This window comes from Singulisphaera chitinilytica (genome assembly GCF_049331405.1).
Lineage (GTDB): Bacteria > Planctomycetota > Planctomycetia > Isosphaerales > Isosphaeraceae > PoT.
This window is the reverse complement of sequence record NZ_CP186274.1, coordinates 4,093,268-4,118,883: the sequence shown is the minus strand read 5'-3', so window position 1 is coordinate 4,118,883 and position 25,616 is coordinate 4,093,268. Positions and strand designations below refer to the sequence as shown.

Genomic DNA, 25,616 nt, shown 5'->3' with positions numbered 1-25,616 from the left:
TGGGGAGATCTAGCAGTCATGGCCCGCCGCCCTAGACGTTCGCCCAATGCCAGTCCCGCGAAGGCCGCGGAATCGCCTGCACCTCAAGCCACGGAAGTACCGCCCACACCGGCCGCACCGTTCTGGAGCCGATTCCGCCTGTCCTTCGCAGTGGCCGTTCTCCTGGCGATCCACCTGGGGCTCGCGACCAGGAGCCTGATCCTCGAGAACCCGACGATCGACGAGGTGATCCACCTGCCGGCGGCAATCACCTACTGGCAGAAGGGGACGTTTCGCCTCTACCACCACAACCCGCCGCTCATCAAGCTCGTGGCGGCCCTGCCGCTGATTCTGGGTGGGAACATCGACATGCCCTATGATTCCAGGTCTTCGACCTGGAATGTCGAGCCACTGAACAAGGCGGCGTTCGCCCATGATTTCATGGAACGGAATGCCCACGATTATTTCGAGTTGTTCACGCGTTCCCGGATTATCATGCCCTTCTTCTCGGTGCTGGCGGGCCTGGTGGTGTTCTTCTGGTCGAAGCGGCTCTATGGGGCGGGAGGCGGGCTGCTCAGCCTGGCTCTCTGGTGCTTCTGCCCGAACGTGCTGGCCCACTGCCGGCTCATCACCACCGACATCGGCTCCTCAGCCTTCGGGATCCTCGCCACGTTCGTCTTCTGGCTCTACCTCCAGAAGTCGACATGGTTTCGGGCGACATGCACGGGCGTTGTGCTGGGACTGGCGCAACTCTCCAAGTTCAGCCTGATCCTCCTCTACGGGATCTGGCCGATCATGGGTTTGCTCCATCTGCTCATCAACCAAGACACCACCCGGAGGCTTCGCCGATTGCTCGTGGGGGCAGGGCAGGGACTTCTGATTCTCGTCCTCAGCTTCCTCACGATCGACGTCGGCTATGGCTTCGAAGGTGTCGGGATACCGCTGGGTCGATATGAATTCATATGCAAGACGCTGACGGAACCGGTCCCACCGGGGATGTGGCGACCAGATGACCCCGATATGCTCCGCAACAGAGCCTTGAAGTATCGGGTTAATCGATTCCGAGGGACTTTGCTCGGTTCCATTCCTGTTCCGCTGCCCGAGCACTATATGCTCGGGTTCGACGACCAGAAGATCGAAGCCGAGGGCGTACCCGAGAAGTTCATCGGCCCTGCTGGAGGTGATGAACTCCGAGGGTATCCCGTCTACCTTAACGGAGTACTGCAGCAAAAGAGTTGGTGGTATTATTATATCGCCGCACTTGCGTATAAAGTCCCGGAGGGCACCTGGCTGATTGTCCTTACCTCGTGGGTACTGTTGATCGGCTCAAGGCGTTCACGAGCCGCCTGGTTCGACGAGTTCGCGGTACTGGCCGTGCCCACTGTGATCATGACCGCGATCACCTTTTTCACGAACATCAACATTGGTCTGCGTTACGTCCTGCCGGCCTTCCCCTACATCTACGTCTCCGCGGGAAAGGTGATTCCCTGGGCATCCGGGTTCAGGAAACGGGGGCATTGGGTTGCGTCCGGGTTCGTCGCGGTCTGTTTGCTGGGGACGGTAACCGCCACCCTGAGGATCCATCCCCACTACCTCGCCTATTTCAATGACGTCTCCGGCGGGCCCGCGAACGGGGCGTTGCACCTGATCGACAGCAACCTCGATTGGGGCCAAGACCTCGTCGGCCTCAAGCGCTGGATTGACGCAAACGCCAAGGGGGAACGGATCGGGGTTGCCTACTTCGGTCAGATCAACCCCAGCATCTTCAACTTGAGGCAGGAGGGCGGGTTTCCCTGGTTCCTGCCCCCGCCGCTCCCGGAAACTATGCCACTAGTGCCCTTGAGTGCCCGAGATGCAGTGAAGAGTGGCTCGATTCGCCCCGGTTTATATGCCGTGAGCGTCTCGCTTCTCCATGGCCTGCCGTATCGCATTTACGACCCGTCGCGCATTGCTCCCTGGGAGTCCTGGTTCAATGCCTTCGGCTACTTCCAGGATCTCAAGCCGATCGCCAACATCGGATACTCGATCAACATTTACCGGGTCACCCCCGAGGACTCCGAGCGCCTTCGGCATTATTGGTCGCCGCCGAGTCGTTAAGCCCGGGGGAAGCCGCGTTCTACGCTGAATTTTTTCTTGCGTCTGGGCCAGCTTGGGTTTAGAACGTTGAGTCCCGGCGCGAAGGGGTCATGAAGCTGGTCCGGGTTCATTTGTCAGGGTGGGAGATTGGGACGGATGAGTGATCAACAACTCGCCGCGCGAGCCCGCGCGGCGCTCGACGCCGGTGAAGGTATCCTGCGGCTGGCCCCCACGTGGGTGCCGCGTTCGTTCTTGATGCCGGGCCGTCGGCTCAAGCTGGCCGCGTCCGACCTCTACGCGTTGGGCACGCACCGTGGCGGCATCGACGAACGCTGGTTCGCCTCGACGACCCCCGCCGCCAACGAGGGTGCCCCGGATGATGAAGGTTTGAGCTACGTCGTCCATGAGGGCGACCGGTTCACCCTCAAGGACGCCATCGGCCACCACGGCACCGAGATGATCGGCGCCAAGATCTGGGACACTTACAAGAAGTGGCCCGTCTATAGCAAGTTCTTCGATAACCTCGGGCCGATCCCGCACCACATGCACCAGTCGGCCGAGCAGGCCGCGCTGCTCGGTCGCGAAGGCAAGCCCGAGAGCTACTACTTCCCCCCGCAGCTCAACTGGACCGGCAACAACTTCCCTTACACGTTCATGGGCTTCGAGCCCGGGACGAAGAAGGAAGACATCCGCCGCTGCCTCGAGCGCTGGGACGAAGGGGACAACGGGATCCTCGACTACTCGAAGGCCTACCGCCTCAAGCCGGGCACCGGCTGGCTGATCCCCCCCTGCGTCCTGCATGCCCCCGGCTCGCTGGTCACCTACGAGCCGCAGTGGGGTTCGGACGTCTTCGGCATGTACCAGTCGATGGTCGAAGGCCGTCGGGTTCCCTGGGAACTGCTCGTCAAGGATGTCCCCGAGGACAAGCACCGCGACCTCGACTACCTGATTGAGCAGCTCGATTGGGAACGGAACGTCGACCCCGACTTCAAGGATCACAACTACCTCGAGCCGATCGTCCATGCCGGCTCGGAGGCCGAGGGTTTCCTCGACAAGTGGATCGTCTACGGCAAGGTCGACGGCAAGGACCTGTTCACCGCCCGTGAACTGACGGTCCTCCCCGGCAAGTCGGTCACGATCAAGGACCAGGGGGCCTACGGCCTCGTCCTGACCCAGGGCCGCGGCACGATCGGCAAGCTCGACGTCGACTGCCCGGTCTTCATCCGCTTCGGCGAGATGACGAAGGACGAAGTCTTCGTCACCGACAAGCGGGCCAAGGAAGGGGTCACATTCACGAACACGGGCACCGAGCCCTTCGTGAGCCTCCGCTACTTCGGGCCCGACATCCACCCGAACGCCCCGGCCATCGGCGATTATCGCAAGAGCCGCTGATCGTCCCGTCCGTCGTCCGGCCCCGTCGTCTTTCGCCGGCCCATCGAGGCCGCAAAGGACCCGGGGCCGGAGTTGTTCCTGACACACGCCTAGATTGATCCAGACGATTCAATCGATCCCGGGGATGAGCTGGCGAGGCTTCGCCCCGTGCGGAACGAGGGAGAGATCTCGATGAGCGCGCAGCACCCCAACACCTTCCCGAAGTTGCACAACGCGGCCTGGCCCGGGGTCGTCGGCAAGGGCGACGGCTCCGAGCCGGCGATTGAACTCGACACGATGCTCAAGCTGACGGCCGCGGCCGAAGTCGACGGCATCAAGTTCGACGGCGTCGACCTCTTCCTGTTCGCGCCACACGTCGACATCGACTCCAGCGACGACGACCTCAAGGCGCTCGCCGACAAAATCAAGTCGTACGGCCTGGTCGTCGGCTCGGTCGTCGCGCCGGTCTGGCCGCCGACGGGCGGCGGTTCCGCCATCGACGAGGGCGAAGGACGCAAGAAGTTCCTCGAGCAGGTCAAGAAGGGATGCCGGATCGCCAAGACCCTGCGCGAGCTGGGCGTACGTCCTTATGGCGTCGTTCGGTTCGATTCCGCGGCCAGCCCGGCCGAGTGGGCCGTCGATCCCGAAGGAAGTCAGCGCAAGATCGCCGAGACCTTCAAGCAGGCCGGCAAGATCGCCAAGGACCACGGCGAGAAGCTCGCCGCCGAAGGGGAAATCTGCTGGGGCGGCATGCACTCCTGGCGGAAGATGGTCGACCTCCTCGAGCGAGTCGGCGAGCCCGAGACCGTCGGGTTCCAGGCCGACATGGCCCACACCTTGCTCTACACGCTCGGCGAGAACGCCCCGGAAGACCGCATCCTCCCGGAAGGCTATGACTGGAAGGACAAGTCGGTCCTCGACGACGCCCTCAAGACACTGACCAACGCGCTCCGCCCCTGGACGATCGACTTCCACGTCGCCCAGAACGACGCGACCGTCTTCGGCTCGGGGTCGCACGACCACACCGGGCGCCACTGCCTGGCGACCGACCCCAACGGCAAGCTCGACATCCCGCACCATGCCGGCTTCTGGCTCCGCGACGAGAGCGGGAACCTGACCAAGAAGTTCAAGCACATATGCTGGGACGGCTGCATGTTCCCCAACGCCGTCATGACCGAGCCCAAGACCTGGAATGACATCCTCACCAAGATGATCGCCGTGCGTGACGCCCACGGCTGGCCGGAATGAGGCCATCGGCGACCGTCGCCCCCGGCTCGACATCTTCCAAATACGCTCACATTATCAGGTGAACAATGGCCTCGAAGAAAGAATTGAGAATCGGCCTCGTCGGCTATGGCTTCATGGGCCGGACCCACTCCAACGGCTACAAGCGCGTCGGCGACTTCTTCGACCTCGAGTACAAGCCGGTCCTGAAGGCGGTCTGCGGGCGTAGCGAGGAGAACGCCAAGGCGTTCGCCGAGAAGTGGGGCTACGAGTCGTACGAGACCGACTGGCGGAAGCTCGTCGAGCGCAAGGATATCGACGCGATCGACATCTGCACGCCAAACAACACGCACGCCGAGATCGCCCTGGCGGCGGCCGCTGCCGGCAAGGCCATCCTCTGCGAGAAGCCCCTCTCGATGGACCTGGTCGAAGGCCAGAAGATGGTCGAGGCGGTTGAGAAGGCCGGCGTCATCAACACGGTCTGGTACAACTACCGCCGCGTCCCGGCCGTGACCCTGGCCAAGCGCTTGATCGAAGAAGGCCGCCTGGGCAAGATCTTCCACTACCGCGCCAACTTCCTCCAGGACTGGACAATCTCCGCCGACCTGCCCCAGGGCGGGGCGGGGCTATGGCGGCTCGACGCCGCCGCCGCCGGCTCGGGCGTCACGGGCGACCTGCTGGCCCACTGCATCGACACGGCCCTGTGGCTCAACGGCTCGATCGCGAGCGTCTCGGCCATGACCGAGACCTTCGTCAAGGAGCGCAAGCATAGCCTGACGGGCAAGGTCGAGCCGGTGAAGATCGACGACGCCTGTGCCTTCCTCTGCAAGTTCGACAACGGCTCGCTCGGCCTCTTCGAGTCGACGCGCTACGCCCGCGGCCATAAGGCCCTCTACACGTTGGAGATCAACGGCGAGAAGGCCTCGCTGAAGTGGGACCTCCACGACCTTCATCGGCTCCAGTTCTTCTCCCACGGTGACGAGTCGAACCTCCGCGGCTGGCGGTCGATCCACGTCACCGACCCCGACCACCCGTACATGAAGCACTGGTGGGTGCCGGGCCTCCAGATCGGCTACGAGCACACGTTCGTCCACCAGGTTGCCGACTTCCTCGAAGGTTACGCCTCCGGCAAGTCCACGAGTCCGACCTTCCGCGAGGCCCTGGCGACCCAGGCCGTCTGCGACGCCGTCCTCGACTCGGCCGAGCTCGGCCGCTGGGAAAACGTGGTCCCGGTCTGACGAAACCCGCGAATGTCAGCGATCGGCCCTCTCCTTCTCAGGCATCACGCATGTCCAGAGGTTGAAGAGGGCCGACCCACGCTGCGGCCTACCCAACCGCCAAGGCTCGACTGGAATCGATGAGGACGTATCCATGAAGACCGGCATGAACCTTCTGCTGTGGACCTCGGAAGTGACGAGCGAGCACGACGCCTTGCTCGAGCAGCTCAAGGAGATCGGCTTCGACTCCGTCGAAATCCCGGTCTTCGCCATCGACGACGTCGCCCCGTACGAACGCCTGGGCAAGCGACTTAAGAGCCTGGGCCTCGGCGCCACGGGCGTCACGGTCATGAGCCCCGAGACGAACCCGATCTCGCCCGATCCCGCGATCCGCGCCGCGGCCGTCGCCCACCTCGACAAGGTCCTAAATTGCTGCGCCGCGTTCGGCTGCGAGATCCTCTGCGGCCCGACCCACTCGGCCATCGGCGTCTTCTCGGGCCAAGGGCCGACCGAAGACGAGTTCAAGGCGGGGGTCGAGACCCTGAGCAAGGCGGCCGAGATCGCCAAGGCTCGCGACATCAAGATCGCGGTCGAGTACCTCAACCGCTTCGAGAACTATTTCCTGACCACCGCCGCGGACACGGTCAAGTTCGTGCGGGCCGTCAATCATCCGTCGCTCAAGATGATGTACGACAGCTTCCACGCCCACATCGAGGAGAAGGATCAGGCCAAGGCGATCGCCTCGTGCGCCGCCGACACCATTCACATCCACGTCTCCGAGAATGATCGAGGCGTCCCGGGGACCGGACAGGTTCACTGGGATTCGTACTGGTCGGGCATCAAGGATAGCGGCTTCAACGGCTACGTCACGATCGAGGCCTTCGGCCGGGCCCTACCCGCACTCGCCGCCGCGACCCGCGTCTGGCGTGACCTCTTCCCGGATCCGATCGGCCTCTGCAAGGATGGCCTGGCCTTCATCAAGCAGAAGACCGGCAAGGCCTGAGACCTGAGGAGGAGACTTTCTCCTCAAAAGTAGTCTGAAAAATGAAAAGGGCCGGCCCGAGGATGTGATCCTCGGGCCGGCCCTTTAGCTTTCGATCCTCGAAGGTCGCGTCAGACGCCGACCTTCTTGCTGCCGCGTTCGGCCCGCTTGCGGCCTTCCTCGGTCAATTCCTTCTTGCGAAGGCGGATCTTGGAGGGGGTGATCTCGACGAGTTCATCGGACTCGATGTACTCGAGGGCGATCTCAAGCGTGATCATGCGGGGCGGCTTGAGCAGGACGTTCTTGTCCGAGCCCGAGGCCCGCATGTTGGTCAGCTTCTTTTCCTTGCAGGGGTTGACGACCATGTCGTCGCCGCGGGCGTTCTCGGCGATGATCATGCCCTGGTAGACCTCGTCGCCAGGCTGCACGAACATCGTCCCGCGTTCCTGCAAGCTATCCAGGGCGAAGGCCACGGCCTGGCCGCGGACCATGCTCACCATCACGCCGTTCGCCCGGCGGGGGATGTCGCCGCGGAACGGCTGATAGCCGTGGAAGTTATGGTGCATAATCGCCTCACCCTGCGTCGCGCTGAGGAGCCGCGTGCGGAGGCCGAGCAAGCCTCGGGCGGGGATCATGAACTCGAGGTGGGCGTAGGCCCCCTTCACGTCCATCTTGGAGAGTTCGCCCCGGCGAGCCCCGACCAGTTCCATGACCGGTCCCATCTGGCCGTGCGGTACGTCGACCACGAGGTACTCATACGGCTCGTGCTCGATGCCGTTGATATTCCTCATGATGACTTCGGGCTTGCCGACGGCCAGTTCGTAGCCTTCGCGCCTCATGCTCTCGATGAGGACGGACAGGTGGAGCAGGCCGCGCCCCGAGACCATGAACGAGTCACGCTGTTCGGTCGGCTCGACCCGGAGGGCGACGTTCGATCGCAGTTCGCGGTCGAAGCGCTCCTTCAAGTGGCGCGAAGTCAGGTACTCACCTTCGCCCGTCAGCGGGGAGTCGTTGATTGTGAAGAGCATGCTGAGGGTCGGCTCGCCCACCTCGATACGGGGCAGGGCGATCGGTGTCTCGGCACAGGCGATGGTATCGCCGATCTCGACGCCGCCGAAGCCCACGATGGCGACGAGGTCGCCGGCGCCGGCTTCCTTCACTTCGGTGCGGCCGAGCTTGTCGAACACGAGCAGGTTATCGATCGAGCCGCTCGTGAGCGCGTTCTCGGCCTTGATCAGGGCGGCCTTCTGGCCCTTCTTGACCCGGCCGGTGCTGATGCGCCCGATCGCGATCCGCCCGACGTACTCGGAGAAGTCGAGCGTCGTGCAGAGCATGCTGAACGGGGCGTCCATGTCGACTTCGGGCCCGGGGACCTTCTCGACGATCAAGTCCAGCAGCGGCCGGATGTCGCCGGAGGTCGCCTTGGGGTCGTGGGAGGCGAAGCCGGATCGGCCCGAGGCGAAGATGTAGGAGAACTCGAGCGCGTCCTCATCGGCGTCGAGCTCGACGAACGTGTCGAAGATCTCGTTGAGGACCTCGTCGGGCCGGGCGTCGGGGCGGTCGATCTTGTTGATGACCACGATCGGCCGGATCTTGTTCTCGAAAGCCTTGCGCAGCACGAACTTGGTCTGCGGCATCGGACCTTCGAAGGAGTCGACCAGCACCAGGGCACCATCGGCCATCTGGAGGGTCCGCTCGACTTCACCGCCGAAGTCGGCGTGGCCCGGCGTGTCGATGATGTTGATCTTGGTGTCGCCATAGGCGATGGCGATATTCTTGGCCAAGATCGTGATGCCGCGCTCGCGCTCTTGGTCGTTCGAGTCGAGGATGCACTCGCCGACGAGCTGACTCGCGCGGAACTGGCCGGACTGGCGGAGCATGGCGTCCACCAGCGTTGTCTTACCGTGGTCAACGTGTGCGATGATCGCCACGTTTCGGATGTCTTCACGTCGAGTCATGGGAATGGAGTCCGCCAAGAAGAGGGCGGGCCTTAAGAAGGCATGAGCGTACGGCGAGCGCTACCGAACTCGATCAGTCATCAATATCGTAGCGGCAGACGCCGTTCTGGACAAGGGAAGAAGTCGTGTCGAAGCCATTCGAGTCGATCTGACGCACCGCCTCGGGACTTCAAAAGTGATGTAAGCCTATTTCTTGTAGAGGTTAACGACTGAAGCTGGATCTGATTTTCTTGGCTGGCATTCGACACGCAAACGTCAACTTGCTAACAGGATTGCGGGGTGAACAAGGAATTGTGTCCACATGAAAGTCGTCATGCCCGCGTCCGGCGTGGCGACGACGCGGGAGGCTCGCGAAACGGCGAGTCCTGCGCGAAATGGCTGACCAGGGCGAGTTAACACGACCGACGGCGTGCCCCTCATCCAATGATGCACGTCGAATTCGCCTGAGCTTATCGTTGGATCCAAGTGGAGTTGGCGTTATTGCCGATAGTCGGTGCGATTCTTGAACAGACGATGCAGTCGGCCACTCCTTGACTCAGGAGCCTGGAGTCGGCTTGCCATCACCGCCGGAGGAGGAGTGGGGCCCCTGTCGTACCTCGCCGAGCAGGTACGTCGTCTTCGCCTGAGATTCATAATACGTTCGCATGATCATCTCGGCGAGCACACCCATGAGGATGCTCTGGACACCCATCAGGAAGAAGAAGACGGCGAGCAGGGGCAAGGGAGTCTCTATGAAGGTCTTCGCTCCATAGCCGGTAAGCGGATGATGGAGGAACTTGTAGTAGAGCATCAGGGCAAACATGAGGAAGCTGAGCGCGATCGACCAGATCCCGATGCGGCCGAAGAGGTGGATGGGGCGCTGGGCGTAGAGCTGGAAGAACCGGATGAGGATCAGGTCGAGCACCACGTTGAAGGTGCGCCCGAGCCCGTATTTCGTCCGCCCGGCCTTGCGGGCACGGTGGTTGACGACTAGTTCGGTGACCCGGGCGCCTTGCCAGGTGGCGAAGACGGGGATGAACCGATGCATCTCGCCATAGAGCCTGACACCTTCAAGCACCCGGCGACGGTACGCCTTCATCGTGCAGCCGAAGTCGTGCAGGGGAACCCCTGAAAGACGAGCGACCAATCGATTGGCGATCCAGGAAGGGACTTTCCGCGTGACGAGCCGGTCCTTGCGATCTCGACGCCAGCCGGAGACGACGTCGAAGCCCTGATCGAGTCGTTCGAGCAGTCGCGGGATGTCGGCCGGGTCGTTCTGGAGGTCGCCGTCCATCGGGATCAGGATCATCCCGCGGGCGAGGTCGAGCGCGGCGGAGAGTGCCGCGGTCTGGCCGCAGTTGCGGCGGAGGAAGGCGACGCGGACATGCTCCGGGTCTCGATCCTGGATCTCGGACAGGCGGGCGGCGGTGCCGTCGGTCGAGCCGTCGTCGACGAAGATCATCTCATACGAGAGGGATAGTCCCTTGAGGGTCTGATCCAGCTCGTCGAAGAGAGGCTCGACGTTGGCCACTTCGTTGTAGACCGGGACGAGGACAGAGAGGTCGAGCGTCGACGTCTCGTTCGGGTCGCGGGGAGGCATGGTCTGCATGGGATTCATGGAGCGGTCAGCCGGCGATGTATTGGATGAGGTGGCGTCGACTGATGATGAGCGACTCGCGCCTCTTCTCGACCGAACCCTCGAACGCGCGGTCCTCGACCTCGATCGCGAGGTGGCCATCGTAGCCGGTGTCGGCCAGCGCCCCGAGGAACGCACCCCAGCGGACGTCGCCGAGGCCCGGGAGCTTGGGCGTATGCCAGAGTTTGGGATAGCTCAGGACACCGTGATCGTTCAGCGCCGCGCGTTCGATGCGGGCGTCCTTGGCGTGAACATGCACGAGCCTCGGGGCAAACTCGGCGAGCGGTGTGATGTAATCGATCTGCTGCCAGATGAAGTGCGACGGGTCGAAGTTCAGGCCGAAGTTGGGGCTCGGGATGTCCTCGTACATCCGCCGCCAGATGGCCGGGGTCGTCGCGAGGTTCTTGCCCCCCGGCCACTCGTCGGCCGTGAAGAGCATCGGACAGTTCTCGATCCCGATCCGGACGTTCCGGTCGTCGGCGTGTTTAACCAGCGGGCACCAGACTTCCAGGAACCTCGGCCAGTTGGCGTCGACGGAAAGCGCGGGGTCGCGGCCGACGAACGAGTTCACCACCCCAATGCCCATGTCGGCCGACGCGTCGATCAGCTTGTGCAGGTGGGCGACGGCCGCCTCGGACTCGGCGCGGTCGCTCGTGAGCGGGTTCGGGTAGTAGCCCAGCCCGGAGATCGCCACGCCGTACGTCTCGACGAGGTCCTGGGCCCGCTTGATGTCATCCCCGTTCTTCCCGGTCACGTCGAGGTGGGTGACCCCCGCGTAGCGACGCTCGGCGCGGCCGGGGGGCCAGCACATCAGCTCGACGCTCGAGAATCCGGCCTCGGCCGCGAAGCTCAGTACCTGCTCGAGGTTGTATTCCGGCAAGATGGCCGAGACGAATCCGATTTTCATGGTCAACGAGCTCGGTTCGGAGGGCGGGCGATCCCGGCCCGTCGGATGTCCTGGGTTCGTTCACACTTCCAGGTCGCAACCATTGTGTGTGCTTGGGAACGCGAGTGCAACATGCCGACGCGAATCGGCCCGGCCTTCGTCGCTCTCGGCATGTGTATATCTGGGTCTACTCGGCCACGAAGGCCCAGCGTTCCTCACTGGCGCTCTTCACGATGGCCTCACAGATGCGGACCTCCCTGTCGCCGTCCGAGAACGTGGGGTAGGAGACCGGGCCGCTCTCCTTGTTGCCCACGGAGTTGTAGACCGAGAGGAAGAGCTGCTTGAAGGTATCCGGAAACCCCTCGGCGTGACCACCAGGGTAGTGGCTCGCCGCCGCCGCCAGGGGCGATAGCAGGGCAGGGTCTCGCTCGAGGAGTTGGTTTGGCTTCTCCCTGCGTCCTACCCAGAGTTGGTTGGGCGATTCGCTGTCCCAGGCGAGCGACGCCTCGCTCCCGTTGATCTCGAGGAAGAGGCGGTTCTTCCGCCCGGCAGAGGTCTGCGAGACATGGAAGGTCCCTCGCGTGCCCGACCCGAAGCGGAGGAGGACGGCGGCGTAATCCTCGGTTGTGATCCGCACGGGGATCGTCGCATCATTGCCCTTGTTCGACTGGAAGGCTTCACGTGATCCGGCGGGGCGGCGACGTTCTTCGAAGAAGGTCGCGAGGTCGGCGAAGACGGATTCGATGTGGTCGCCGAGGATGAACTGAGTGAGATCCATCCAGTGCGTGCCGATATCGGCCACGGCGCGGAGGTCCGTGCCGCCATCCGGCTCGACACGCCAGTTGTAGTCGGTCGGTCGCAGGAGCCAGTCCTGCGTGTACGAACCGGAGACATTGAGCACCCGGCCGATATCCCCGCGGCTGATCCTCGCCTTCATCTCGAGGCAGAGGGGGTAGTAGCGAATGTTGTAGTTCACCGCGGCGACCTGGAGGGGGCGTTCGGCGGAGAGCCGCTTCAACTCGGAGGTCTCGCCCGAGGTGGTGGCCAGGGGCTTCTCGCAGACCACGTGCAGCCCGGCTTTCAAACAACGCCTGGACTGGGTGAAGTGGTAGGCGTTGGGCGAGGCGATGTGGACCACCTCGACGGAAGAATCACTCAGGAGGTCGTCGAGGTCGCGATAGATCCGCCCGACCTGGAGCGACTCGGCCATACCCTGCGCCCGCTCGGGGGACGAGCCGAGCACGCCGGCCACCTCGACGCCGATTCGACGAAGGGCCTCGGCGTGGACAGGGCCGATGAAGCCTCCACCGATCAGGGCGGCTCGATGTTTCCCGGGCAAGACCGTCGGTGAAGCCATGATTTCCCTTCGACGTGCGCTGCGAGGAGGCGGGACTCGGGGACGTTCAGAGTCTCGCCAGGCTTAACAAGGCTCCCATGATCAACCCCACGAAGTGCGCCCCGTTGGCGATGGGGCCCATGACACCGGTCATGCACAGGACCAGCCAGAAGAGCATCATCTGGACATAACTCGGATTGAGGATGATGCCTTGCTCGGGCTGGAGCTTCCCTTTCAACCAGAGGTAGCCGAAGAGTCCGTACAGCACCCCCGACATCCCCCCGAACGCCGAGGCCCTGGAGACCGAGAGGTCGTAGGCGACCTGCCCGACGTTCGACGCGACCGCCGTGGCGAGGACGAGCCCGATCATGGTTCGCGAGCCGAGCCTCGTCTCGATGAGCGAGCCGAGCGCCCAGAGTGCGGTCATGTTGAACAGGATATGCATGCCGCCATAGTGGATGAAGATGGGCGTCACGAGACGCCAGAGCTCCCAGTGGCGGGTAATATCGTTCAGGACCAGGCTAGGCTGGATCTCGACCTCATCCGGGAAACTCGAGATGAGCAAGTGCCGGAGGACCCACTCCCCCTCAGTCGGAGAGCGCATCAGCAGGAAGACGGCGATCGAGACGACCATGAGGAAGACCGTCACCGGCTTGCGGTGAAGGTTGGGCTTATCCCAGGCTCCCCTCATATCGCGGACGTTCTTGCGGTATTGATCGTCCTTCAACTGCAACTCGCGACGCCTGGCGGCGGCCGTTTCCCGAGCGGAATGGAAGCGTGGATCCGATGGATTCTCGAGGTAGCTCGCGAACTCGGCCTTGGCCTGGCTCAGGTGATTCTCATCGTAGATCCAAACCAGCCAGCCGTGGGGGCCCTCATCGACCCGCGACGAGAACCCGAGTGATGTCAGGTAGTCCGCGAACGGAGCGGGGTCGACCTGCTTCGGGAGTGTCCCAAGTTGCCGCAAAGGAACGATCCTCACCCATCGAGAAAGCCGCGACCGACGCGCCCGGTGCGGACGTTGATTGGAGCGCCAGGCTCCGTCACGTGGCGCGACCCACCAATCATCGTATCGCGAAGCCGTGAGGATCGCAGCGCGTCAAGGCAGAGGAATCGGCGATCCGCCCCCGAGCGGGAACTCCTCGAGCCTCGCCGAGACCACTCCATCCTCGACGTCGATCGCGACAACCGAGCCTTCGGGTGTCGCCCCCACGTTGATGACCTGCCGGCCGTCCTTGAGGGATCGCTCCTGGGAGACGTGAAGGTGCCCACACAGATGAAGCCTGGGGGCAACGGCTTGATTAGCCAGCAGGAAACAGCGCTGGCCTCCGCGATGGCCCTTTGGCGTCATATCGGCCAGGCCGACGGCACATCCATGGGTCAGCAGGATGTCGACCGGACCTCGAGCCGCGATCCGGCTCGCAGCCTCGGCCACGTCCTCGTCGGTGACGTAGTATGGCTGTTTGTGCGACTTCGCCCAGATGCCTCCGATCGCGGCAATCCGGATGCCAAGAATTTCGCGGGTCTCGCCCTGATCGAGCATGACGTTCGAGCCGTCGCGGTTCTTCAAGTCGCGAAGGCGTGCGAGCGGGTCGTGGTTCCCGAACGTGCTTAACACCGGCAGGCGAGCGGGGAGGTCGGCGAATTCTCGCTGGTCGACCTCATCGTCGTCGCCCCAGTCGCCACAGCAGAGGAGTACGTCGGGCTTGAAGTGGTCGATGGCCCGCCTGGCGGATTCCAGGTCGCCGTGCAGGTCGCTGATGGCGAGGAGTCGCATGTCGGTCATTGATCCGGTTATGACGACGCGATCTCAGATCAAGATCGGCAGGGTCTTCACGCCTTCGAGCAATTTCTCTACCGTCACCGCTTCGCCGGCCGAGAAGACGCAGTACGCGGGATAAGGATCGGTCCCGTCGATGATGACCTGCCGGTGATTAGCCTGGCGGAAACCTTCCTCGCAAGGCTGGTGGCCGGTGACGAACCAGTCGGCGTCGACCAAGGTTGCGAAGCGGTCGATCGTTTCCGGCTCGATGTTTCGACCCCAGGTCATGGCGTAGACCTCGCCGTGGCGGGCCATCGCCTCGTTCGACCAGTGGTCCTCATCGAGGATGCCGACGTTGAAGCTGTCGAGGTCGGCGGGATCGGGAATGGTGTGGCAGAGGAAGACCCGGTTCGGCGTGCGTACGGCCAGGGGCAGGGCGGCGAAGAGCTCGAGGTAGGTGCGATAAACCTCTTCGTCGCGAGGGGCATACGCCGTGGCGATCCCGAGTCGGAACTGCGCGTTGAGGGCCATCCCATGCTTGCCGATGATCCGCCCGGTCATCTCGGAGAGCTCATGGTTGCCGAGGATCAGGTGGACGCGCTCCGGGTACTGGCACTTCAGCGCCGAGACGAGGTCGACGAGCTGGTGCGACTTGTCCCCTTTGTCGTCCGGATAGAACCTCGGGCCGTGGATCAGCTCTTGAAGCACGAGATGCCGGTTCGTGTTCTTGCCCAGGTTGGCGAACTCGAGGATCCGACGGAACGCGGGGATATTCCCGTGGAGGTCGCCGACGACGACGACCTCGGCCGAGGCGGGCAGGGTGACCACCCCTCCGCGACGCCCCGGGGTCGAGCGGAAGAAATCCCTGGCCCGTCGGATGGTCGTGAGCAGCTTCTCGGGGTCGGGCATGGATGAGCGACGTCCATCGGCAACGCCCACCGCGGAGAGTGGGAACGGGCAAGCAAAGGGGTTGGTGAGCGTTGTCCAGATTTTATTGTACAACACGTCCGCGAAGCGGGAGGAGAGGCTCGGAACCAAATCACCCGGGGTGTGGTTGATTTCCGGCCACATGAGCTCAGGCGTTGTACTCGCTGGCCTCTTCCCAATGCTCGTAGAGTCGCGCGACGTCCTTCTTCAGGTCCTCGTGGCGCTTCTGGGTCTCGACCGCCTTGATGGGATCGCGCCAGGTGTTCGGCTGACCGAGCAGGTCTTCCAGCTCAGCGACCTGGGCCTCGACCTCGCCGATCTCGCGCTCGATGTCGGCGAGCTTGCGATAGGGGAACTTCTTCTTCCGCTTCTCGGGCTTCTCGCCGGCCTTCTCGGTGGCGGAAGTCGTGACGGTCGCGGCCTGGGCCGCCTTCACCCTGGCGGCTTCCGCTTCGGCCTCAGTGATTCGCTGATAGGTCTCGAAGTCCCCTTCGATCATCCGGGCCTTGCCGTTGCCGAGCACGATGATCCGGTCGGCGACCTGATTGAGGAAGTAGCGGTCGTGGCTGACGACCAGGACGGTCCCCTCGAACTCGCGGATCGAGCGCTCGAGGGCCTCGCACGACCAGATGTCGAGGTGGTTCGTGGGTTCGTCCATCACGAGCAGGTTGGCGCCTGTGGCGGAGAGCCTCGCGAGTGCGGCCTTCGACTTCTCGCCCCCCGAGAGCTTTCCCACGGTCTGGAAGACGATGTCGCCTGAGAGGCCGAACCGGGCCAGGACGTCGCGGACGTCCCCCTCGACCCAGGCCGGGTCGTCGTCCGGCCAGACGGCGCGGACGACCGACGTCTCGGGGGCGAGCGACTCGAGCCCCTGGTCGTGGTATCCAATCTGCACCTTGTGGCCGATCTTGACCTCGCCCGAGTCCGGCTTCTCGCGGCCGATCAACGTCTTCATCAGCGTCGACTTTCCCGAGCCATTAGGCCCGAGCACGCCGACGCACTGGCCTCGCAGGATCGACGTGTTGAGGTTCTGGAATAAAGGCTTGTCGAAGGATTTATTGAGGTTCCGGGCCTCGATCACGATGTCGCCCGATCGCTCCACCTCGCCGAACCCCATCGCCGGCCCGACGATGTCGCGGACCGTCTCCACCCGTTCGATACGCGCGAGCTTCTTCTCGCGGTCGTGAGCCTGCTTGGCTCGCTGCCCTGCGCCGTATTTCCGGATGTATGCCTCGAGGTCGGTGATCTTTTCCTGCTGGCGTTCGGCCTGCCGCTCGAGGACCTTCGCCTTCTCGGAGCGGAGCTTCCAGTATTGCGTGTAGTTGCCGGGGTACGAATCGACCGTCCCGTCATGCAACTCCCAGATCTTGGTCACGACCTTGTCGAGGAAATAGCGGTCGTGGCTGACGATCACCATGCCGACCGACTGCCGCGTCAGGTAGTTCTCGAGCCAGGCCGTCGTCTCGATGTCGAGGTGGTTCGAGGGCTCGTCCAGCAGCATCAGGTCGGGATTCTCGAGCAGGAGCTTCGCCAGCATGAGCCGTGACTGCTGGCCGCCGGAGAAGGTCCGGGCCTGGCGGTGGAAGTCGGCCGACGGGAAACCGAGGCCGGAGAGGATCTCCTCGACGCGGTGATCGATCGAGTAGGCGTCCTGGTGTTCGAGCCGGTCGTGGAGGTCGCCATAACGGCGCGAGGCTCGCAGGCGGTCGTCCTCATCCTCGGCTTCGGCCATTTCCTTGGCCGCCTCTTCGAGTTCCTCCTGGAGTTCGAGGACCGATGCCAGCCCCGAGCGGGCGACCGACATCAGGGTCTCTTCAGCCTCAAATTCGGGATGCTGCCTCAGGAGGCTGACCCGAATGCCGTTGCGGATGTAGAGGCTGCCGTAGTCGGCCTGATCCTGGCGTGCCAGGATCCGCATGAGGGTGGTCTTGCCGGCCCCGTTCGGCCCGACGAGTCCGATTCGCTCCCCTGCACGGATCTCGAACTTGACCTCGGAGAAGACGGGATCTCCGGCGAACTGTCGGCCAAGCCCGTTGGCGGAAACAAGGATCATCGGCTTTCGGTCTCGGTTGGAAGCTGGGGAATATCGTCGTCACGCGGTCGATCGCCGACGACGGTCGCAGGCCCATCGACCTGGATTGTAGCCGCCAGGGGGGTGGACAGGCCACGCCTCGACCGCGCGAAAGCGCAGAGCTGCCCCGCAGCAGGGCAGGGTTCGGCTCAATCCTCACCGAGGGTGCGCTTCTTGCGGAGCATGTGGTGGTAGTGCTGCGCGAAGCGGTGGGCCTCATCGCGGACGTATTGCAGCAGGCGCAGGGCGAACGAGCGCCGGCTGAGGACGATCGGGTCGGATCGGCCGGGCACGTAGATCTCTTCCTCGCGTTTGGCAAGCGATATCAAGGTCGGCGGGACCACCTTGAGGGATTCGAAGGCGTCGAGGGCCGCGTTGAGCTGTCCCTTGCCGCCGTCGATGAGGAAGATGTCGGGGAAGGGCTCGTCGCGCTCCTGGAGCCCTCGAATGCGCCGGCTCACGACCTCGCGGATCGAGGCGAAGTCGTCGATCCCCTTGACGCTATTGATCTTGTAGCGACGATAGCCCGGCTTGAAGGGGAGGCCATCGATGAACGAGACGAGCGATCCCACCGTCTCGGTGCCGCCGAGATGCGCGATGTCGACGCCGTCGATGGTCCTCGGGATCGACTCGAGGTCGAGCGCCTTCTTGAGTCCCTTGAGACCCTTCCTGGGGTCGACGTAGAAGACCTCAGGCTGGGCGTGCTTCTCCAGGTCCCCCCGCAGATTCAAGGTCTCAAGCGCCTTGATCTCGTCGCGGAGGCGGGCCGCCTTTTCGAACAGAAGCGACTTGCTGGCCTCGCGCATCTCCTCTTCCATCTCATGCACGACGACGTCTTTCTTGCCGTCGAGGAAGAGGCGGAGGCGGCGGATGTCGGTGCGGTAGGCCTCTCGATCGATCCGCATATTGCAAGGGGCCGTACACTGGTCGATCGAGTGAAGCAGACAGGGGCGGAACCATCGCCAGCGAGGGTCACCCTCTTCAATGTCAAGGGAGCATGTGCGGAACTTGAAGATCCGCTGGAGGACCTGGATAGCACCTCGGAGGCTCTTGGCCCTGGGGAAGGGGCCGTAGAGCTTTACGCCTCTATCTAAAGGCTCGCGGGTGAAGTTGACCCGGGGGAAGTCCTCCCCAGTGGTGATTTGCAGATACGGGAAGGATTTGTCGTCCTTCAGGTCCTGGTTGTGCTTGGGTTGGATGTCCTTGATCAGCCGGGCTTCGAGCAGGAGGGCGTCGACCTCGCTGTCGGCCACGAGGAAGTCGATATCGACGACCTCCCCGATCCAGTCGCAGATACGGCGGTCTTCGGCCGAACCTTTCTGGAAATAAGAACCTGCGCGACTGCGCAGGTTCTTGGCCTTGCCGACATAGATCACGCGGCCCTGGGCATCCTTCATCAGGTAGATGCCGGGTGTGGAGGGGAACGTGCGGACCTTCTCCCCCGGTGTCGTCGTCAACGGTAGCTCGGACATGCAACCCTCTCGGGGTCCCTCCCGCCGTCGCGTGGTGTCAAGCTCCTACGCTGGCGTACCCACGACCTGCTTGACATATTGTTCGATGTCGGTCGACATCTGGTCAAGTCTCGTCTTGGTCGCAGCCTTGATCTCGGCGAGTTGAGATCGGTCCTTCACCCCGGCTGTGTCGGTCCGGGCGAAGAGGTAGAATTTGATCTTCGGCTCGGTCCCCGAGGGCCTCGCGGCGAACCGGACACCTGGTGCATCGAGGTGGAAGATCAGCAGGTCGCCCGAGGGCTTGGGCAAGGGGCTCGTCTTGCCGTCCGGCGTCCGGATGACATGGTCCTTGAAGTCGAGGACTTCCTTGACCGCCAGGCCGCCGATCGTCTTGGGCGGATCGTTGCGGAAGGCGGCCATGAGCTTGAGGATCAGGCCGGCCCCTTCGCGCCCCTCCATCGTCTTGTTGATCAGGCGCTCGCCGTAGTGGCCGACCTCGATGTAGAGGCTGTCGAGATACTCGAGCACCGTCTGGCCGCGGGCCTTGACCGTGGCGGCGAGCTCGGCGAAGAGGAAGGCCGCGACCGCGGCGTCCTTGTCGCGGACGTGCGTCCCCTTGAGGTAGCCGTGCGACTCCTCGAAGCCGTAGAGGAAGTTGCTCGGACCCACCTCGTCGATGCGCTGGCCGATCCACTTGAAGCCGACGAGCAGGTCGTCCTCGGTCTTCACGTTCTTGCGCTCGCCAAGCGCCCTGGCCATTTGCGTGGTGACCATGGTGGTCACCATGTAATGCTCGGGGCGGAGTTTGCCCTGGGCCTCGGTCTGTTCGAGGATGAAGGCCGCGAGCAGGCTACCGATCTGGTTGCCGTCGAGGGTGGTCCACTCGCCGCTCGGGTCGCCGGTGACCGGCAGGCCCACGCCGATGCGGTCGGCGTCGGGGTCGCTGGCGAGGACGAGGTCGGCGCCCGTCTTCTTCGCCTCGGCAATCGAGGCATCCAGGGTCTTGGGAATCTCGGGGTTCGAGACGTGACCGGGGACGTTAGGGAAGTCGCCGTCGGGCGTGCGCTGGGATGCAAGGATGTTGACCTTGGCAAATCCCGCTTTGATCAATGCGGCCGCGACCGATGTCTCGCCGACGCCGTGCATCGGGGTGTAGACGATCGATAGGTCGCGGGCGGAGCTCACCGACTCCCCCACGACCGCGGAGATGTACCCGTCGTCGACCTCGGTCCCGGCGAGGACGATCGAGCCGTTGGCCAGGGCCTCCTCGTAAGGCATCTCGGGGATCTCGCGGTCGGACGCCTCCTTCACGCAGTTGATGATGCCCGAGTCGTCGGGGGGAATGACCTGACCGCCGGTCGCCGCGTAGCACTTGAACCCGTTGTCGGACGGGGGATTGTGCGAGGCGGTGATCATGATCCCGGCGTCGCACTTGAGGTAGCGAACCGCGAACGAGAGCAGGGGGGTCGAGCGGGGATCCGGGAAGAGGTAGACCTTAAACCCGGCCGCCGCCAGGACTCTGGCGCAGAGCTGGGCGAACTCGGGCGAGTTGTGCCGGGTGTCGCGGGCGATCACGCACGACCGTGGCGAGTCGGCCCCCTTGCGCGCGGTCACGTAGTCGGCGAGGCCTCGGGCGCTCTCGCCCATCGTGCGGGCGTTGAGGACGTTGGTCCCGACGGGGTACATCTTGCCGCGGCGCCCCCCCGTGCCGAACTCGAGGACGGCGTAGAAGGCGTCGTCCAGGACCTTCCAGTTGTCGGCGACAATGTCCTCGACCAGGCGTGGGCGATAGGACGAGAAGGGGGCCTCGGTCAGCCAGCGGCGCACGTTCGCCGCCGCCGACGCCGAGATCTTCCCCTCGGCCTCTGCTCGGGAAAGTCGATCGAGAGAATCATCAGCCGAAGCCATGAACAAATCTCCAAGCTAATAAATCGAAGAATTGGTGATTCGGGTGGAAGTTGAAGGACGGACGCCGTCGCTTCGCCGTCGGATCCAGGCCCCTCGGCAAGTCCGGCACGACTCGTCCCATTAAGCTATCCCGATCCAAACGGACTCGCAAGCCGCCTCGCAATCCGCAGGGGATTCCCAGACCGCATAGGCCGCAAAACTGATCCCTTCGGCGCCTCGCGGACGACCCGATCGGTCGTCATAAACCTAAACTTGAGGGAGATTTCTGTGAGCATCCGGGCCCGTCAGTCATTGTAAAAAACGACCCTTTGTAAGATCGCCTTCGAGGGGTCTGCGCCAATCTTCCAAGGGGGTCTCGGGGCCGGATTTTCGGGGCATTTTCGCGAGAAAAACTCGTCAGAAACCCTAAGTCCAAGGCTCCGCCATGACTTGCTACCCATTTTGGGGCTGTATGGGGCGAGTCAAGCCCAAGTGGCACGGCCATTGCCTTACACTAAGCCCGCCACGCCGATGACAAGACCCGGCACCCGAGATTTTCGCCTCAAGTCGGAGCGGCCTAACGGAATGCCAGCTCCCAGTTTTGAGTTGGCCGCTCGCGAGATTGAACCACGCCCCGCGCTGCTGGGGGGCGGATACGAGATAAGCACGGAGGTCCCAATGTCCCGCCCGACTTGCCACCGAACGCTGCGATTGGAACTCCTGGAAAGCCGAGAACTGCTGTCTAGCGGTGGACCCACTGATCAGCAACAGTACATGCTCTATCTGCTCAACCAGGCTCGCACCAACCCTGCGGCCATGGCGAATCGGGTGACCTCCAACCTGGACGCGGACGTCTCCGCGACCGTGGATTATTACAACGTCAACCTCTCGAGTGTGAAGAACGCCATCGCCTCGACCCCGGCCAAGCCGCCGCTCGCCTGGAACACCCAGCTCGCGAACGCCGCTCAGGGGCAGAGCCAGTACCAGGCCGACTCCGGCGTCCAGTCCCACACCGGCGCCAACGGATCGTCCCTCGAGCAGCGCCTCGACCAGGCCGGCTACAAGAATCGCACGACGGACGGCGAGAATGCCTACGCCTACTCCGACTCGGTCGACCAGGCCATGCAGGCCTTCCTGATCGACTGGGGCGTCTCGGACAACGGCCACCGCAACAACATCCTCCAGCCCGTCACGTCGGCCGACAATGCCTATCGCGAAGTGGGCATCGGCATCGTCAAGACGAACAAGAACGGCCTTGGCCCCTACGTGATCACGCAGGACTTCGGGGCCCAGCAAGGTGACAAGGCCCAGCTCCTGGGCGTCGCCTTCAACGACAATAACAGCGACGACTTCTTCCAGGCCGGCGAAGGCCAGGGGAACGTCACCATCCAGGCCACCAACACCGCCACCGGCCAGACCACGACGGTCCAGACCTGGGATTCGGGCGGCTACCAGATGGCCCTCGACCCCGGCACCTACAAGGTGACCGCCCTCGTCGGCAACAGCGTCGTCAACAGCCAGAACGTCACCATCGGGACCCAGAACGTCGAGGTCGACTACAACCTCAGCGACAAGTGGCAGGGTGGTTCCGTCCCCGCGGTGACCCCGACCGTGACCAAGGCCAGCACCCCGCCCCCGACCGCCCCGACGACGACCTCGACCCCGGCCGCGATGATGCTGTCGAACGTCGTGACGAACTCGCAGAAGTCGACCACGACCGCCCCCGTTACGACCTCGGCACCCGTCCTCACCGCGACGCAGGCCACCGGCAAGAACAGCTTCACCAGCGGCAACTGGGCCTCGGGTTGGAGCAGCTGGGTCGCCCAGAAGAAATCCTGATATCTAAGAAGTCAAAGGTTGTCTCGTTCGGTTGAACAGCCCGCCCCTCCTGCGGTACCCGCCCGCAGGAGGGGCTTTTTCGTTACGCGAATCCTATATCTCAACCCCACAAGGATCTTGCCGAGCCGGTTCCCTTCGTGGCATCCTCCAGCCCTTCGCCCGCATGTGCGATCGGCATTGATCGAAGCGAAATCCCGCCTTCCCGGTTCGAAATCCCGCCGATCGGCCTCGTTGAAGCCCTCGAGGAACCTCGATATGCAACCGCGCCTGCTACTCTCCCTCGTCTTCACATTCCTACACGGTGCTTCCATTGCCAGGGCCGAGGAGCCGAACTCGCCGCTTCTGCCGATCGGCGCCGCCGTGGTCGATATCACGCCCGAGTATCCGATTCGCCTCGCCGGTTACGCGAGTCGGACGAAGGAGTCGGAAGGGGTCGTCAACAAGCTTCGGGCCCATGCTCTGGCGATCGGCGATGACACGACCGGCGACGGCCCGGCCCTGATCATCACAGTGGATAACGTTTCCGTCGCGTCCTCGATCACCGACGAGGTCGCGGCGAACCTGAAGACGAAGCGCGGCGTGAAGCGCGAACGGATCGCGATCTGCGCCTCGCACACCCACTCGGGTCCCTTCCTGAGCACGGCCTCGGATACGCTTCTCGGCGAGCTCCCGGCCGTTCACGTCGAACACATCCAGCGCTACACGCGTGAGCTGACCCTCGCGATCGAAAACGTCGCCCTCAAGGCCCTCGACGCACGCTCCCCCGGCCGACTCGCCTGGGGCCAGGGACATGTTGGCTTCGCCGGAAATCGACGCATCTTGAGGGACGGCCGATGGGTCGGCTTCGGGCTCAATCCCAACGGCCCCGTCGACCAGAGCCTGCCGATACTGAGCGTGACCGACCCCGGCGGCAAGCCCCGGGCGATCGTCTTCGGCTACACCTGCCACTGCACCTGCATGCCCGGCGAATTCAACCAGATATGCGGCGATTGGGCGGGCTTTGCCTGCGAGGAAATTGAGGCCCAGAATCCTGGGGCCCTGGCCCTGGCCGTGATCGGCTGTGCGGGGGATTCGGGCCCTCAACCGGCCGGGAAGGTCGAAGACGCTCGTCGTCACGGAGCCGAGATTGCCAAGGAAGTCGCCCGACTGCTCAAGACCTCCTTGAAGCCCCTGAGCGGCAAGATCGCCGCGCGTTCCCGCCAGATCGAACTGCCCTTGCAAGCCGCGCCGACCAAGGCGGAACTCGAGCCCAGGACCAAGAAACCCGGCTCGGAGGGCTACTTCGCCCGCAAGCTCATCGCCCAGCTCGATCGCGGCGAACCCCTGGCCAAATCGATCCCCTATCCGGTCTCAACCTGGTGCTTCGACGGCGACCTCGCCATGGTCTTCCTCGCCGGCGAGGTGGTAATCGACTACGCCCTCCGGCTCAAGTGGGAGATCGACGCCAATCGTCTCTGGATCTCGGCCTACACCAACGACGCCCGATGCTACGTCGCGTCGAGGCGCGTCCTGAACGAGGGGGGGTACGAAGCCGATTTCTCGATGGTCCTCTACGGCCAACCGGCCAAGCTTGCTCCCGAGGCGGAGGACTTGCTCATCCGCACCGTCCATGATCTCCTGCCCCCGCCGTTCGACGAGCCTCGGAAGCCCTGAACTCTCAAGCCCAGGATTCTCAATATTTTATGGACGTTCAATCGGGCTCGGCCGCATTGCTGGGACTTGCGAGTGACGCTCGCCTGGTTCGGTAAACCTTTCAACTCGGAATGTACGTAGGATTGAATGGGTCGACATATTGTCTGCCTCCTGATGCTGGTCTGCGTCCAAGCTTCGGGCGAGTCGGTCGTGCTCAAGACGAGTCGAGGTCCCTATCAGGTCGGGGCCGGCGACATCGATGGGGACGGCTCCCCCGATGTCGTCATCCCTTGCCGGGGTGAATTGCGGCTCCCGACAGAGAAGGTCCCGGCCAATGAGATCCTCACCGTCTACTTCACCGCCGGGGCTTCGGAGCCGCGCGTGCGTAAGGACTACCGCGTCGGCTTCGGTCCTTACACGGCGATCGTCGCCGACATCGATGGCGATGCCCGTCAGGACGTCGCCGTCGCGAACTTCCAGTCGAACGACGGCCGGGATCTCTCGATCCTCTGGGGGAGGGAGGGGGAAGATCGGCTTTCGGACGCTGCCCACATCCAGATCCAGGGGGGGCCGTTCCGCTACGAGAAGAACTTCAACGCCGAGGGGAGGCCTCACTACGCGACCCCTGGGCTCACCTCGGTCGCGGCTGTTGACGCCAATCGCGACGGGAAGCGCGACCTCGTGGCAGTCGCCTGGTCCGGTGATTTCTTCGTCGTCCTCCTGAACGAGGGAAGCCGAAGCTTCACCCAGCGCATCTATCCTCTTCCTCCCGGACCTCGCGACGTCGTCGTCGCTGACTTCTCCGGTGACGGCCTCGCGGATCTCGCCTTCTCGATCTACTCATCGAACCTCGTCGAGATCTGGAAAGGTGATGGCGTCGGTGGATTTTCTCATCAGCAAACGTTTCATGCCCAGGGGACGATCCCCTATCACCTCAAGGCGGGGGACCTCGATGGCGACGGCCGTCCGGACCTGGTCGTGGGGAACCGAGGTCCGTCGGACAACGTCGCGGTCTTCCTGAACCGGGAGCCGCGAATCCAGTTCGTCGGGAGCTTCTCGCCGGGAACCTTGAAGCAGGGGGAGGCGACCGCCGACGAGATCCGCGAGGTCATTCTCTACGACGAAGACAAGGATGGGCATCTCGACCTCGCCGCCGCCTGCCATCTCTCTCACAAGGTCGTGCGCTGGCGAGGGACCGGAAACCCGGCGTTCGGCAAGGCCTTCGTCGAGCCTCGCGTCGACGCTTTCCCCGGGAAGGGACCGCGTGCACTGGTGGACATGCCGTCAGGGCTTGGCGTCGTTTGTTATGAGGCCGACCAATTCCTGATTCTGAGATCCCGGCACGTCGCGCCGAAATGACCGAATTCCCTAAGTTCTGATCCATTCTGGATCTGCGTGTTCCG

General features: G+C 63.6%; 18 protein-coding genes. 8 read left to right on the top strand and 10 right to left on the bottom strand.

Features of this window, described 5'->3' with window-relative positions:
- The first annotated feature begins 18 nt into the window (after positions 1-18).
- From ACOYYX_RS16530 to ACOYYX_RS16510, 5 genes are all read left to right on the top strand, one after another.
- On the top strand, positions 19-2,076 hold the full coding sequence (locus tag ACOYYX_RS16530; RefSeq protein ID WP_422931012.1) for an ArnT family glycosyltransferase: 2,058 nt from the start codon (positions 19-21) through the stop codon (positions 2,074-2,076).
- Positions 2,077-2,211: 135 nt separating this feature from the next.
- Positions 2,212-3,447, top strand: a complete 1,236-nt coding sequence (locus ACOYYX_RS16525; protein WP_422931011.1) for a hypothetical protein — start codon at positions 2,212-2,214, stop codon at positions 3,445-3,447.
- A gap of 171 nt (positions 3,448-3,618) precedes the next feature.
- The gene (locus ACOYYX_RS16520) at positions 3,619-4,674 is read left to right on the top strand and encodes a sugar phosphate isomerase/epimerase family protein (protein ID WP_422931010.1); all 1,056 of its coding nucleotides are present in this window, start codon (positions 3,619-3,621) and stop codon (positions 4,672-4,674) included.
- Between the two features lie 65 nt (positions 4,675-4,739).
- Positions 4,740-5,888, top strand: coding sequence for a Gfo/Idh/MocA family protein (locus tag ACOYYX_RS16515; RefSeq protein ID WP_422931009.1), 1,149 nt, complete (start codon positions 4,740-4,742; stop codon positions 5,886-5,888).
- A 133-nt stretch (positions 5,889-6,021) separates the two neighbouring features.
- Complete coding sequence (locus tag ACOYYX_RS16510; RefSeq protein WP_422931008.1) at positions 6,022-6,870, top strand: sugar phosphate isomerase/epimerase family protein; 849 nt, start codon at positions 6,022-6,024, stop codon at positions 6,868-6,870.
- Between the two features lie 110 nt (positions 6,871-6,980).
- Here the strand turns inward: ACOYYX_RS16510 and typA are convergent, their stop codons facing one another.
- The 10 genes from typA to ACOYYX_RS16460 all read right to left on the bottom strand — a co-directional run bounded on the left by typA (position 6,981) and on the right by ACOYYX_RS16460 (position 20,763).
- Complete coding sequence (typA, locus tag ACOYYX_RS16505; RefSeq protein WP_422931007.1) at positions 6,981-8,807, bottom strand: translational GTPase TypA; 1,827 nt, start codon at positions 8,805-8,807, stop codon at positions 6,981-6,983.
- A 535-nt stretch (positions 8,808-9,342) separates the two neighbouring features.
- Positions 9,343-10,404, bottom strand: a complete 1,062-nt coding sequence (locus ACOYYX_RS16500; protein WP_422931006.1) for a glycosyltransferase — start codon at positions 10,402-10,404, stop codon at positions 9,343-9,345.
- 7 nt (positions 10,405-10,411) lie between these two features.
- A complete protein-coding gene (locus tag ACOYYX_RS16495; protein WP_422931005.1) occupies positions 10,412-11,329 on the bottom strand; it encodes a sugar phosphate isomerase/epimerase family protein in 918 nt (305 codons plus the stop codon).
- Between the two features lie 166 nt (positions 11,330-11,495).
- Positions 11,496-12,665, bottom strand: coding sequence for a Gfo/Idh/MocA family protein (locus ACOYYX_RS16490; RefSeq protein ID WP_422931004.1), 1,170 nt, complete (start codon positions 12,663-12,665; stop codon positions 11,496-11,498).
- 46 nt (positions 12,666-12,711) lie between these two features.
- Positions 12,712-13,611, bottom strand: coding sequence for a rhomboid family intramembrane serine protease (locus ACOYYX_RS16485; protein ID WP_422931003.1), 900 nt, complete (start codon positions 13,609-13,611; stop codon positions 12,712-12,714).
- 132 nt (positions 13,612-13,743) lie between these two features.
- Positions 13,744-14,421, bottom strand: coding sequence for a metallophosphoesterase family protein (locus ACOYYX_RS16480; protein WP_422931002.1), 678 nt, complete (start codon positions 14,419-14,421; stop codon positions 13,744-13,746).
- A 33-nt stretch (positions 14,422-14,454) separates the two neighbouring features.
- A complete protein-coding gene (locus ACOYYX_RS16475; protein WP_422931001.1) occupies positions 14,455-15,315 on the bottom strand; it encodes a metallophosphoesterase family protein in 861 nt (286 codons plus the stop codon).
- A 166-nt stretch (positions 15,316-15,481) separates the two neighbouring features.
- Positions 15,482-17,386 carry an ABC-F family ATP-binding cassette domain-containing protein gene (locus tag ACOYYX_RS16470; RefSeq protein WP_422931000.1) on the bottom strand — a complete coding sequence of 635 codons (1,905 nt, stop codon included), beginning with the start codon at positions 17,384-17,386 and terminating at the stop codon, positions 15,482-15,484.
- 167 nt (positions 17,387-17,553) lie between these two features.
- Positions 17,554-18,876, bottom strand: a complete 1,323-nt coding sequence (locus tag ACOYYX_RS16465) for an excinuclease ABC subunit UvrC (RefSeq protein ID WP_422930999.1) — start codon at positions 18,874-18,876, stop codon at positions 17,554-17,556.
- A 45-nt stretch (positions 18,877-18,921) separates the two neighbouring features.
- The gene (locus tag ACOYYX_RS16460; RefSeq protein WP_422930998.1) at positions 18,922-20,763 is read right to left on the bottom strand and encodes a phospho-sugar mutase; all 1,842 of its coding nucleotides are present in this window, start codon (positions 20,761-20,763) and stop codon (positions 18,922-18,924) included.
- 657 nt (positions 20,764-21,420) lie between these two features.
- Between ACOYYX_RS16460 and ACOYYX_RS16455 the strand changes: the two genes are divergently transcribed.
- The 3 genes from ACOYYX_RS16455 (at position 21,421) to ACOYYX_RS16445 (ending at position 25,572) form a co-directional block, all read left to right on the top strand.
- Positions 21,421-22,581, top strand: coding sequence for a CAP domain-containing protein (locus tag ACOYYX_RS16455; RefSeq protein WP_422930997.1), 1,161 nt, complete (start codon positions 21,421-21,423; stop codon positions 22,579-22,581).
- A 255-nt stretch (positions 22,582-22,836) separates the two neighbouring features.
- Positions 22,837-24,234: a neutral/alkaline non-lysosomal ceramidase N-terminal domain-containing protein gene (locus ACOYYX_RS16450; RefSeq protein WP_422930996.1), complete on the top strand. Its 1,398-nt coding sequence runs from the start codon at positions 22,837-22,839 to the stop codon at positions 24,232-24,234.
- A 126-nt stretch (positions 24,235-24,360) separates the two neighbouring features.
- On the top strand, positions 24,361-25,572 hold the full coding sequence (locus ACOYYX_RS16445; protein ID WP_422930995.1) for an FG-GAP repeat domain-containing protein: 1,212 nt from the start codon (positions 24,361-24,363) through the stop codon (positions 25,570-25,572).
- Positions 25,573-25,616 lie beyond the last annotated feature (44 nt).